This window comes from Nostoc sp. (assembly GCF_035638895.1).
In the GTDB taxonomy this organism is placed as follows: Bacteria; Cyanobacteriota; Cyanobacteriia; order Cyanobacteriales; family Nostocaceae; genus Nostoc.
This window is the reverse complement of sequence record NZ_DASQZC010000071.1, coordinates 14,469-27,587: the sequence shown is the minus strand read 5'-3', so window position 1 is coordinate 27,587 and position 13,119 is coordinate 14,469. Positions and strand designations below refer to the sequence as shown.

At 41.9% G+C, this 13,119-nt stretch carries 7 protein-coding genes; 1 reads left to right on the top strand and 6 read right to left on the bottom strand.

Going from position 1 to position 13,119, the window contains the following annotated elements:
- From VE944_RS03070 to VE944_RS03045, 6 genes are all read right to left on the bottom strand, one after another.
- The coding region (locus VE944_RS03070) for a glycosyltransferase (RefSeq protein ID WP_324972092.1) at positions 1-1,217 on the bottom strand (1,217 nt) is incomplete at its 3' end.
- A gap of 172 nt (positions 1,218-1,389) precedes the next feature.
- The gene (clpB, locus tag VE944_RS03065; RefSeq protein ID WP_324972089.1) at positions 1,390-4,059 is read right to left on the bottom strand and encodes an ATP-dependent chaperone ClpB; all 2,670 of its coding nucleotides are present in this window, start codon (positions 4,057-4,059) and stop codon (positions 1,390-1,392) included.
- Between the two features lie 939 nt (positions 4,060-4,998).
- The gene (gene gloA, locus VE944_RS03060; RefSeq protein WP_324972086.1) at positions 4,999-5,433 is read right to left on the bottom strand and encodes a lactoylglutathione lyase; all 435 of its coding nucleotides are present in this window, start codon (positions 5,431-5,433) and stop codon (positions 4,999-5,001) included.
- A gap of 230 nt (positions 5,434-5,663) precedes the next feature.
- Positions 5,664-8,924: a tetratricopeptide repeat protein gene (locus tag VE944_RS03055; RefSeq protein ID WP_324972083.1), complete on the bottom strand. Its 3,261-nt coding sequence runs from the start codon at positions 8,922-8,924 to the stop codon at positions 5,664-5,666.
- A 72-nt stretch (positions 8,925-8,996) separates the two neighbouring features.
- Positions 8,997-9,515, bottom strand: coding sequence for a COP23 domain-containing protein (locus VE944_RS03050; protein ID WP_324972080.1), 519 nt, complete (start codon positions 9,513-9,515; stop codon positions 8,997-8,999).
- Positions 9,516-10,076: 561 nt separating this feature from the next.
- A complete protein-coding gene (locus tag VE944_RS03045) occupies positions 10,077-11,486 on the bottom strand; it encodes a protein kinase domain-containing protein (protein WP_324972076.1) in 1,410 nt (469 codons plus the stop codon).
- 323 nt (positions 11,487-11,809) lie between these two features.
- Here VE944_RS03045 and eno point away from each other — a divergent pair, with 323 nt between their 5' ends.
- Complete coding sequence (gene eno, locus VE944_RS03040; protein WP_324972072.1) at positions 11,810-13,099, top strand: phosphopyruvate hydratase; 1,290 nt, start codon at positions 11,810-11,812, stop codon at positions 13,097-13,099.
- Positions 13,100-13,119: the final 20 nt, after the last annotated feature.

Here is a 13,119-nt window from a genome sequence, read left to right as displayed (position 1 = left end):
ACTAACCAACCATCAATGCCGTGTCTAACAAGTTCAGCAATACCCCCCAAGTTAGAGCCGATAACAGGTATAGATAGCGAGTGGGCTTCTAATACAACCAAAGGCCCAGTTTCCAGCCATTGGGAAGGTACAGCCAGTAAGTCATAGTTAGCTAGAGTTTGGGGGAGTTCAGTTCTAGTTAGTTCTTTATTCACACGAATCCGAGGATCGTTTGCTATCAAATTAAAGATTTTTTGACGATATCGTTCATCCTGCGTTATTCCATAAATGACCAACTCAATTTTGACAAGAGGCGGTAAATCTTTAACTGCTTGTACTAAAATTTCGATACCCTTATATATATCCCAGCGTCCTAAAAAAACTACTTTTAAAGAGTCAGATTGCTGTTTTATCTGCAATGATTTTTCTTGTGCAGTATAAATTCCATGTCGAGAGAGAATGAGTTTTTCTTCAGGTACGCCGTTGATGAGTAGAGCTTTATAAAGCCAATCACACACTGTCACAATCCGGTCTGCATATTTTGCCATTTTTAGCAAACTTTTTTTGCGTGCAGCAACATAACCAGGCACAACAAAAGGACGTACAAATCTTCCCAGATTGCCATCATCTACTGAGGTTGGAAGATATGCACTTACAGGCATTGGTAGGCGACTGAGGAGATCCAAGGGCAAATGGCTCAAGCTATTGACCATTGCAGCAGGTAGCTTTTTGCTCAAACTATCAGCACACTGAGAACACCGCACCACATCTATTTTGCCATCACAAGCCTGTTGCCCATTGAATATCAAAGTAGTCCGCTGGCAAATGGGTAGAGGATAATGGATTGTTACCACTGTTGCCATGCCTAATTCTTTAGCTAATCGCAAATGAGGCAACCCACAATATACTTCCCAATGGTGCTGATGATATATGTCTGCTTTTTGGTTGGTTAACCAATTAGCGAAATATTCAAATTTCCCATGCGGGAATTCTCCATGATTTGGCTCTGTTTTGGGCGCAGGAAATACAGGATATCGATAAACTTCTACGTCGTTATATTTATAAGTCTCTTCTTTTTGGGAACCGTTACTAGCTGCTGCTATCTGGATGTCAATATCATGCGATGGCTCCGCCAACGCTAAGAGCGAACGCAATTCTGGCAGTAACTCGGTGAGGTTTACTTGAATACCACCACATTTATCTGGGAAGTAACGAGCAAGAGCTTGAATTACTTTCATAATAGGAATCTACAGGACAGGAAATCTGCTCTTGCTATTTTATTCGCTGTATTGTGAATTACCCAGTAATATCTGTACTCCAATACAAACTAGATCGCCCATTCTCACCTGAAAAATCAGAAAAATAGGGCGATTTAGTTTTATTTACATCTTATTGACGGTGTATTAAGTTTTACGATTCTGGTGCTGACTTAACCAACTTGACAGTAGTTTGCGGCATTGATACCTTTACCAGCACTTTTTTGTTAAAAGACAGACCGTTTTCATTTTTATCAATGATAATCGTGTCTCCAGAGATAAAAGTATTTTCCAATAACTTGGTAGCGAGAGGGTTTTCTACTTCTCGCTGAATTGCCCGTTTAAGTGGACGAGCGCCGTAAACTGGGTCGTAGCCTGATTCGACAAGATAATCACAGGCTGCTTGGGATATCTCAAAGAAGATTTTTTGCTCACGTAGGAGATTTTCGACCCGTTTGAGCTGAATACGGATGATCTGCCGCATTTCCGTGCGATTTAAGGTATGGAAAAGAATGATGTCATCGACGCGGTTGAGAAATTCCGGGCGGAAATGCGATCGCAAGTTTTCCATTACCCGCTTCCGCATCGTTTCATACTTGGAATCATCACCAGATACATCCAAGATATGTTCGCTACCAATGTTACTGGTCATGACAATAACGCTATTGCGAAAATCTACCGTCCTTCCCTGAGAGTCAGTAATTCTCCCATCATCTAACACCTGCAATAAAATATTGAACACATCGGGGTGTGCCTTTTCCACTTCATCTAACAGCACCACTGAGTAAGGACGGCGGCGAACCGCCTCGGAAAGCTGACCGCCTTCTTCGTAACCTACATATCCTGGAGGCGCTCCCACTAACCGAGAAACTGAGTGTTTTTCCATATACTCAGACATATCTAAGCGCACTAATGCATCATCAGAATCAAAGAGAAACTGAGCTAAAGCACGGGCGAGTTCGGTTTTACCCACGCCTGTAGGGCCCATGAACAAAAATGAACCAATGGGACGAGAAGGGTCTTTCATCCCCGCACGGGCGCGACGAATTGCGGCTGCTACCGCTTCTACAGCCTCTTCTTGCCCAATGACTCGTTTATGCAAATGACTTTCTAGTTGCAGCAATTTTTGCCGTTCCGATTCCAACAAGCGATTGACGGGGATTCCTGTCCATTTGGCGACGATTTCGGCGATATCGGCTTCGGTGACTTGCTCTCGCAGCAAGGTAGAACCTTGGTTTTGAATTTCTAAAAGACTCGCTTCTTTGGCTTCGCGTTCGTGCTGCACTCCCTCCAATTTGCCATATTTTAGTTGGGCAGCTTTATTTAGGTCATAAGCGCGTTCCGCCTGTTCAATTTGCACTCGCAGCGCATCTTCTTCTTTCTTTAAGGCGCTTATCGCCTCCAATATCTGCTTTTCACCTTGCCATTGCTCATTAAATATTTGCTGCTTTTTCGTTAAATCGGCAATTTCTTGCTCAATTCGCTCCAAACGTTCTCTCGTTTGGGGAATACCCTTTTCTTCGCCAGCTAATGACAGCTTTTCCATTTCTAATTGCATGAGGCGGCGATCAATGGTTTCCAATTCTGCTGGTTTGGAGGTAATTTCCATTTTCAACTGTGCTGCTGCTTCATCCACCAAATCAATGGCTTTATCTGGTAAGAAGCGATCGCTAATATAACGTGCTGACAATGTTGCTGCTGCTACCAACGCCGAATCAGAAATTTTGACGTTGTGATGCACTTCGTAGCGTTCTTTCAATCCCCGGAGAATGGAAATAGTATTTTCCACACTTGGCTGATCGACAAATACTTGCTGAAAGCGACGTTCTAAGGCTGCGTCTTTCTCAATGTGTTTGCGGAACTCGTCGAGGGTAGTAGCGCCAATACAACGTAGTTCCCCCCGCGCCAGCATTGGTTTGAGTAAATTTCCGGCATCCATCGCCCCTTGTTGGGTGGAACCTGCACCAACTACGGTATGTAGTTCGTCAATAAACAGTACGATATCACCGTTAGATTCTGTAACTTCCTTGAGGACTGCTTTCAGGCGTTCTTCAAATTCTCCTCGTAATTTTGCCCCAGCAATCAAACTACCGATATCTAAAGAAATGAGTTTGCGGTTTTTCAGAGATTCGGGAACATCACCGTTTACCATTCGTTGTGCCAAAGCTTCTGCGATCGCAGTTTTACCTACCCCAGGTTCACCAATGAGTACAGGGTTATTTTTGCTACGACGAGACAATACTTGAATTACCCGCCGAATTTCTTCGTCCCGCCCAATCACCGGATCGAGTTTTCCAGATTTTGCTTGTTCTGTTAAATCTCGGCCAAATTTTTGTAATGCTTCATAACGCGATTCTGGGCTTTGATCTGTCACCTTTTGGCTACCGCGAATGGTTTTGATAGCAGCTTCTAGTTTAGCTGCATCTGCACCAAAGCCTTTGAGTATCTTTCGTCCAACGCGATCGTCTTCAGCAAAGGCCAAAAGTATGTGTTCCACGGAAATGTAGGAGTCTTTCATCCTGGCTCTAGCTTCCTCAGCTCGGTCTAGCAAAACATCTAAACTGCGGCTAAGGTAAAGTTGATCACTTTTTCCAACTTTGGGCTGACGTTGGGTAAAGGCTTCTAGCTGCTGTTGCAAGCGGATTGGATCGACCTCAGATCGAGCCAGGATACGTATTGCTAGACTAGTGGGTTCTTCTAACAGGGCAATAATTAAATGTTCAATATCTAGCTGCTGTTGTTGATAAGCACGGACTATATCCTGAGATTTAACAATCGCTTCCCAGGCTTTATCAGTAAATTTATTTGGATCTGTAGGTTGCATCTTTATAATTTGATTTTTAGTTTAGGGAGTGGGGAGTGGGGAGTAGGGAGTGGGGAGTGGTTATAACCCTACTCCTTAGTATCCAGATAATTATCCAAACATTCTGGGCGTATATCCGCGTGTATCTCCAGTGGCAATTTTGGATTGGTAATTGGCGATAGTTTAATCTATTACCTATTTCCTAATTTAAAACGAAAACACTGTTCTGAACGGACTTTTCGAAACGCTGCTATTAGAGTAATGTCTAAGACGGGCTATGACGCTTGTTCGCGCAGCGTGCCGTAGGCAAGACTCGCTACCGCTCCTCTACGAAATGCTACGCATAGCTTGCTTCCCTGTAGGGCGCTATCGGCGTCGCTATTAGTGTTGCTCATCAACAGACAGTATCGGCATAATACTAATAGGATTTACGCAGAGAAGACTCCTTAACCCGCCTAAAAGGTAAGGTAAAAGGCGAAAATCTCCGCGTCTGGGTTTCCTGGATGAGATGCCAGTGTGCTACAAAAATCAATCTCACCGTATGTAGCTCAACTTTTCAAGACATCGGTGTGGATTTTTCTACAGCTTTATTGCCTTTGATCGGGTTTTAGTGGGTGGCTTAATTCGCTCCTTTTTAAGGCTTATCATTACCAACATTAAAGAAATCTTCCGCTTCGTTGTTAACCCGCCTGGGAATAAATTCCGAGGCTAATAGCTAAAGTCCTCTCAAGAGGACTAAATATAAAATTTTAAGCGATGTCGATGGCTAAACTCTGCGTGTTAGGGAAAATTTCAGTCTACTTAAGTAGACTTCGGCTATCAGCCCAGAACTTAAGTTCTGGGCGGGATGTTCGCCAATGCCACACCTTGACTGTTACAAAAATGTGGGTAATGACAAACTTTTTAAAAAGGATCAAGCCTGAACCCAAGCGTATTAACTTATATTCTTAATTATAAGAATTACTGACTCACAAGTTGCTCTTGTGATTCCTGTTTGACTGCGGAACCTTGAGTTTTTAATTGAATCAGTTCAATTTTATACCCATCTGGATCTTCCACAAAAGCAATTACTGTCGAACCATGTTTCATCGGGCCTGGTTCGCGCACGATTTTACCGCCCTGATTGCGGATTTCTTCACACGTAGCGTAAATATCATCAACGCCCAGGGCAATGTGACCGTAAGCATTACCCAATTCGTACTTTTCTACTCCCCAGTTGTAGGTTAGTTCTATCACCGAGTTGTCGTTTTCGTCGCCGTAGCCAACAAAAGCCAGCGTAAATTCTCCCCCTGGATAATCTTTTTGGCGCAGTAATTTCATTCCTAGAAGTTCACAGTAGAATTTTAAGGACTCTCGAAGGTTGCCCACCCGTAGCATTGTGTGTAGTAATCGCATATTTACCTTCTGTTTTTGGTTTGTTGAGTATTGCTTTCTGCCAACATTTTACAGAAGTTACCAACAAAGCCTATACGTGGAAGCTGTGTGATTGTCAAAAAGCTTAAATTCTCAAGGTAGAGACATAATTAATCAGATTTGGAAGCTGGAATACAGCAGAAACTATAATATTTTTTAATAACGATAAAATTCTTAATATTTTTCAAGTTTGCGAACCAGTCTATTGACTACTACTGAAGCTCTCTAATTTTTGCCATTACCTTTTGGTAATCGCCTGCTTTACCTTGTTGCTTATAAAGGTCTGCGGCTTTTTGAAAGTCTTGACGCGCTCCTGGATTATCTTTTATTTGAATACGGGCAAGACCGCGATGGTAGTAAACATCAGCAAATTTGGTATCAACAGCAATTGGCATCCTTGTTAGAGTAATGTTTAAGTTATTTTTACCAGGGCGGTTAATTTGCAGGCTGACTTGAGTATCTGTTTGACCGCGAATCAATTTTATTACCTGTTCTAAACTCAGATTTACCGTAGATTGACCATCAATTGCTAGGATTTGGTCACCCGTTTTCACGCCGCCTTTTTGAGCGGGAGAATTTTCAATGACTTTGGAAACTGTTGGCAATTTAGTTTGGGAATTGATTTCTGTTTGAACACCAATACCAGAGATTTCTTGAGAACCTAATATCTGGTCATAATCTTTAACTGCTCCTTTATAGTCTTTCATCTGAGCACGAGCTTGTCCCCGGTTGTAGTAGGCATCAGCATCGTCAGGCTTGAGTCGAATGACTTCGCTGTAATCTGCCAAAGCTCCTTTGTAGTCTTGCTGTATCAAGCGAATACCACCACGAGCTTTGATAGCATCTACATCTCCTGGTTTGAGACGAATGACTTCGCTGTAATCTGCCAAAGCTCCCTTATAGTCTTGCTGTGCCAAGCGAATACCACCACGAGCTTTGATAGCATCTACATCTCCTGGTTTGAACTGTAGCAAGCGAGTAGCCCCATCACGATATTTTATAGCTTCAGCATCTTCAGGTTTGAGACGAATTGCTTGATTGAAATCGGCTACCGCTCCTTTATAATCTTGCTGTAGCGAGCGGAGTAACCCACGAGCTTTGATAGCCTCAATATTTTTAGGGTCAAGACGAATTGCTTCGTTAAAATCTGCTAAAGCCCCTTTGAAGTCTTTCTGTTGAAAGCGAATTTCTCCACGTCCTTTAAAATTGTCAGCATCTTTTGGGTCAAGACGCACAGCTTCATTTAAATCAGCGATCGCTCCCTTTAAGTCTCCCTGTTGAGCGCGGATCGAACCCCGAAGTGAGTAAGCTGCATTTTCGATATATTCTGGATTCAAGCGAATTGCTTCATTTAAATCTGCCAGCGCTCCTTGTGAGTCTCCTGTAGCAATACGTGCTGCACCTCTTGCAAAGTATGCCCAAGAACTAGGACTCTTCTGTATAACTCGGTTTGATACTTCTAATGCTTCTGGGAAACGCTTTGCTGTCAATAATATTATGCTACGAAGTGCTTGAACGCTAGCATCATCGGGGTCTAATTTTGCTACTTGGTCATAGGATTCTAACGCTTCTGGGTATCGTTTTAAGTTAATAAGTGTCAGACCACGCAAGCGCCAGCCAGGAGCAAACTTCGGCTCAATTTGTGTTGCTTTATCAAAGGACTTTAAGGCTTCTTGATATTCTTCACGAGTCGCTTGTACGAAACCGCGTAGATACCAAGCTTGATAAAAGTTAGGCTCAAGTTTAATTGCTCGATCAATAGCGTTGATTGCTTCTTTATTTTCACCGAGTGGCTTATCTAGTGAGTTTCGCGCTACTTGCCAGCCATAGTTTAGCAAATCAATGGCGTCAGCATTATCTTGGGGTTTTTCTACTTTAAATAAAGCTTGCAAAATTGATTTTGTCTCTTCTGCTGTCAGTTGCGGTGGTGGATTATTCTCCACTCTCAATATAGGAGCCATACCAACCGACTGTGCCCAACGCACAAAGCTGGTGATGGGGACACCCCAACTAAAACCCAACGTTATCAAACGTCTTTGACCAGCTTTATCTGTAATTTCTTCAAGTTCTGCTTTTCCATGAATACCAATGACCCGCCCACGGATATCTAACACTGGACCGCCGCTCATTCCTTGGTCTGTGAGATTGGTATAACTTAGCCCATACCCATTGCTCAAAGACAAAGAGTTATTAGCGAACAAAGACCCCGTTTGTTTTGAGGATACAGTTCCAGATGTAAACTGACGCTGCGTTTCTCCACTTCCAGGTTTTAACCCCAGCCACCCAGAAACAAAAATGAAGTTTTTATCTTTAACTATGTCGTAGTTTGCTAGGGTGGCAACGCGGTAATTTTGGTCACTAGTAAACTGCAATATCGCTAAGTCTGTCTCTGATAAGGTTTTCAGATTGTTATCATTCACCCTGACTTGATATTGCTTGCCATCAGGAGTAATTACCTCTAGAACGGTGCGATCGCATTTTTGAGATCCACGAACAACGTGTTCCGCAGTTAGGACGCTGTAAGTATTTCCCTCTTTACCAATAATTACTCCCGATCCACTACACTCACGTAAAGTTGGCACATCTATTCGCACCGTAATTTCTTGGGCAATGTTGTTAACTTCATTGGCGATGGGAGGAAGACTTGAGGTGGAGGGTGCGTTAGCTGCTGGTAAGGATTCTTTTGAAGTGTATTGAGGCGCTAATCGAGCAAATGTTTGGATTGGAATTCCCCAACTATAACTGCTCATTAAATCTCGTAGAGCTTCAGTCGGTTGGGAACCATCTTCATAAATATAAGGGTTTCCCCAGAGCGGATAAGCATGGATACCATTTATACCAATTACTTGTCCTCGACGATTCAGTATTGGGCCGCCGCTCATCCCCTTTTCAATTTCGTTGCTATAGCCTATTTGGTATCCTTCCTTAAAAGCTCGCTTTGGCACTAGCAAAACTTGTCCTGTTTTGAAAACAAACCCCTCAGACTGAGGGGATGGATTAGCCTCAAAGGGAAACCCAGCTGCATATATTGGTTCATTAACTGCGATCGTTGATAAATTTCCGAGAGGGGCTAAAGTATAGTTAGTGTTAGCACGGAACTCCAATAGAGCCAGATCCTTGCCCTGAAAGTTGACTCCCTTAACCAACTTGGCTGGGTGAATTTTCCCGTCTTCTGTTTGGATTTGAACAGGTTTGCCTGATTCCAAAACGTGCCGATTGGTAATAACTGTATAAACTTGACTATCTTTTCTAAGTAAAATACCTGAGCCACCATTCTCGCCAGATAAAATCTTTACAGTTATTGATCGAGCCAGCTGTTTCAGTTGTTCTGGCGATCGCTGGGGAGTTGGCTGTTGAGCAGAAACTTTTGGAGAAAAAATGCTCAAATAAACAGCTTGTATAGGAAACGTCAAAAGTATGCCCATCCAGGCAACCAGAGCCAGTGAGCGATGATCAATTAGTCTGTGTCTCATGTTGCTTTTACCGTTTGCAAATTTCTATACAAATATGTTTAACGAGCATTCCACTACATACCAAGGTTGGTATTAATTTTCTACCTGTGTTGCTTTTTCGCTTAGTAATAGATTCATATCAATGTATATTTGAGAGGAAGCATCTTCAGATTGAAGAAGAGGCCCGCGAGCGCGATAACCAATTTCTACCAGGTTTTGAAGTACTGAACTCGCATCCCGATGCGACTTAAGTGTGAATAGTAATTGACTACAACGCCCACCGTATTGACTAGCCGCACAAATCACTGGTTGTCCGCTAGAAATACCAGATGTGAGGTAGTTCAAAATACCTTTTTCATAAGTATCTTGAAATCTGGAAGATACATCTTGACACCGTACTTTTGGAGTATAGTTCCCTAAAGTAGTAATCCAGCGAATGACCGGAATCTTCTTATTGTTGTAGTTTTTGGCGTATGTAGTCCATACTCCATCATCACTTTTTTCACAAAAATAAGTTTTATTTTGAGCAAAACTTGGTGGACTGATAGTAGCAATACTACTCAGAACTATTGTACCTGCCGTTAGTACCTGCAAAAATAATTGGGGTTTCATCGTTGGTAGTTCTCACTAAAAGATGATGAAAGTCTAGGCATTATATATCTACCACAAAATGACAACTATATTACATTTTAAATTATTAAATTAATGTAAATATTTATTTACGTATAACCCAGTTAAATAACTAAATGCCACATCAAACGTCCTGATAAAGAAACTCAGTTTCTGTATGCAGTCGGCTTTCTCAGAAGATGTTTGAAAATTCGCAAAGTATACTATAAACTCTTCTCCAAACCTCCCCTGCAGGTAGGGCTGTTTCATTCGATAAGGTCATGATTTTGTCAATAGTACTCGCTGTGAAATTTAGGGAAGTAGGAAAAAGAAAAATTACCACTTCAACGGATAAATTTAACTGCGTTGGCGTAAGGCTCTCGTAGAGAAGCCTTACCGTTCGCGCTAGCGTCTCTGAAAGAGAAGGCATCGCCATTTTCTTATTCAATCAGATTTTTTAGTCACCTGATTTTTTTGCTTGAAACGCTTGTAAATCAACGCTTTTTAGGGAATGAAGTCTAATCTGTATGTTTGCTGGTTTATTTTAATTACAATTCAGATTTACTAATTTATCTCAAAGGAATTAATCATTGTTTGTGCTGTTTGGAAATATCCCGAATATTTACCAATCTCTGCCGTATAAGTGACTACATACGCTTTATTTTTTTTGACCATCCAAACTTGCAAGCGTTTAATGTTCATTCCATCCTGTTTAAAAGTATAAATAACTTGATATGCAGGTTTATTTGCTAGTTGAGTTTGACCCTCTTCAATAATTTTAATATTTGGATCAGACTGTTTGACTTCATCCAAATAAGACTTAGTAAATTGCTCTAATTCTTTGTGAGTTTCTGGAAAATCTTGAACAATCAAATAAAGATTTTCTAAATATGTATCTGCATTACCTTCTTTTGGCGAAATAAATTTAACTAGGTTGCCAGTTATGCGGTCTGGAGTTACAGTTTTTTCCCAATTTGGGGGATATTTGATACTGATGCCATAAATAGTATTGTTATAAATCTCCAGACTGTTATTACGCGGTATGAAGATAAATAAAAAGGCAATAAAAGTGGCTGTGGTAGCCATTCCCAAACCAATAATAGCCTTCCATAAAATTGATTTTGCAGGACGATTAGTTAATGTCAAATGTCGTAGGGCTTGCAACACTTCTGTTGCTGATTGATATCTCTGTCGAAAGTCATACTTGACCATTTTGTCTATAATTTCTGCTAACTCTTGGCTAATATGTGCTTGGTCACGCCAGATAATTTCACCTGTAAGATGATCTTTTGGTAATTGGATAGGGTTTAAACTAGTAAGGGCTGTGATACCAATGATTCCGACTGCATAAATATCACTGCATAACCGGGGCTGACCTTGACTTTGTTCGCTGGGTATATAGCCAGGTGTGCCAATTACAACTGTTGCTGTCATTTGTCCCTGAGCATTCACTGCTTGAGCACTGATTTGTTTGACTGCTCCAAAATCAATCAGGACGATTTTCCCATCCTGTTGACGCCGCATCAAATTCGAGGGCTTAATATCCCGGTGGATCACATGATGCTGATGAACAAACTCTAATACCTCTAAAATATCCTGCAACAGGGCAATTACTTTCTCCTGACTCCACTGCTTGTCTGAATTGATTTCACGACTCAAGTCATATCCTGCAATAAATTCTTGAACTAAATAAAACTCTTGGTCTTCTTCAAAATGCGCCAACAAGCGGGGAACCCGGTCGTGGCTACCTAAACGGTTGAGTACTTTAGCTTCAGTCTCAAATAGCCGTCGGGCATGGAACAAAGTATTTGAATCTGTCGCTATAGGTGATAAATGCTTTACAACACACTGGTCTTTATCGGGCAATTTCCGATCAATAGCTAGATAAGTAGTACCAAAACCACCTTCTCCTAGTTTGCTGATAATTTCATACCGCCCATCCAGGATTTTGCCTATCATCAGATTTGTAAACATATTTGATTAATCTGAATTTTGACACGGAATATTATTTGTCGATAGTACAAACGGTCACAAGTATTTATAAATTTAATATACAGCAAGCTGACTCTCTGCATCGTTAGCAGTGCTAAATTTTACTATACGCTGAACATTTACTAAGAAAATGCGGTAAATGAAAGTCAGTTTAATCGAAAGTACAAATTTAAAAATTCATTGACCAAATCTTTGGAAATCTTCTTTAATCTCAGCCAATAAAGTCTCTTAACCGCCTATGCTAACGATTGGGTTAAGCAACTGCACTGTATGCGTAACACACTCGAACAAAGGATAAAGTACAGATGAGTAAATTTCTAGATACTGCCATTGAAGCGATCGCAGCCCGTGAAATTCTTGATTCACGCGGTAGACCGACAATTGAAGCTGAAGTGCATTTAGCCAACGGTGTTGTAGGACTGGCACAGGTTCCCAGTGGTGCCTCAACTGGCACTTTTGAGGCTCACGAACTGCGTGATGGCGATAAAAGCCGTTATGGGGGCAAAGGCGTACTCAAGGCAGTACAAAACGTCAAAGAAGCACTTGCACCACAATTGTTAGGCTTAGATGCCCTCAACCAAGAATTGCTAGACCGGACAATGATCGCCATAGATGGTTCTGCTAACAAATCCAATTTGGGAGCTAATGCGATTTTGGGGGTTTCCTTAGCAGCTGCTAAAGCTAGTGCTGAGTCTCTGGCAATTCCTCTATATCGCTATTTGGGTGGGCCCTTAGCGAATTTGCTACCAGTGCCGTTGATGAATGTGATTAACGGTGGCGCACACGCATCAAATAACGTGGATTTTCAAGAGTTTATGATTGTCCCAATCGGCGCAACTTCCTTCCGGGAAGCGTTGCGCTGGGGTGCAGAGGTGTTTGCGACCCTCAGTCAAGTATTAGATGAAAAGGGTTTGCTCACTGGTGTGGGCGACGAAGGTGGCTTTGCCCCTAACCTAGAGTCTAATCAGGTAGCTTTGGAATTGCTGGTTGCTGCCATTAAGAAAGCTGGTTATAAGCCAGGGGAAGAAGTAGCTTTGGCGTTGGATGTGGCGGCTAGCGAATTTTACAAGAATGGTCAGTATGTTTACGATGGTAAACCTCATGCCCCGGCTGAGTTTATTGATTATTTAGGACAGCTAGTTGACCAATACCCAATTGTGTCAATTGAGGATGGTTTACACGAAGAAGATTGGCAGAGTTGGCAATTGCTTACCCAGAAGTTAGGTTCGCGGGTACAATTAGTAGGCGATGACTTATTTGTGACTAACGCTACTCGCTTGCAAAGAGGCATCCAAGAAAAAGCCGCTAATGCCATTTTGATTAAACTCAATCAAATTGGTTCTCTCACCGAAACCTTGGAAACAATTGATTTGGCAACTCGCAACAGTATCCGTTCAGTAATTAGCCATCGTTCTGGTGAAACAGAAGACACAACGATCGCTGATTTAGCTGTAGCAACCCGTGCCGGTCAAATTAAAACAGGTTCCCTCTGTCGCAGCGAACGCGTAGCAAAATATAACCGCTTGCTGCGAATTGAAGATGAACTAGGCGATCGCGCCGTTTATGCTGGTGCTGTGGGGTTAGGGCCTAAATAGAGTTAAAAGTTAAGAGTTAG

What these genes read in the sequence shown, in the direction of transcription:
- eno (WP_324972072.1), top strand. Translation starts at nt 11,810, where the DNA reads ATGAGTAAATTTCTAGATACTGCCATTGAAGCGATCGCAGCCCGTGAA.
- clpB (WP_324972089.1), bottom strand. Translation starts at nt 4,059, where the DNA reads ATGCAACCTACAGATCCAAATAAATTTACTGATAAAGCCTGGGAAGCG.
- gloA (WP_324972086.1), bottom strand. Translation starts at nt 5,433, where the DNA reads ATGCGATTACTACACACAATGCTACGGGTGGGCAACCTTCGAGAGTCC.
- VE944_RS03045 (WP_324972076.1), bottom strand. Translation starts at nt 11,486, where the DNA reads ATGTTTACAAATCTGATGATAGGCAAAATCCTGGATGGGCGGTATGAA.
- VE944_RS03050 (WP_324972080.1), bottom strand. Translation starts at nt 9,515, where the DNA reads ATGAAACCCCAATTATTTTTGCAGGTACTAACGGCAGGTACAATAGTT.
- VE944_RS03055 (WP_324972083.1), bottom strand. Translation starts at nt 8,924, where the DNA reads ATGAGACACAGACTAATTGATCATCGCTCACTGGCTCTGGTTGCCTGG.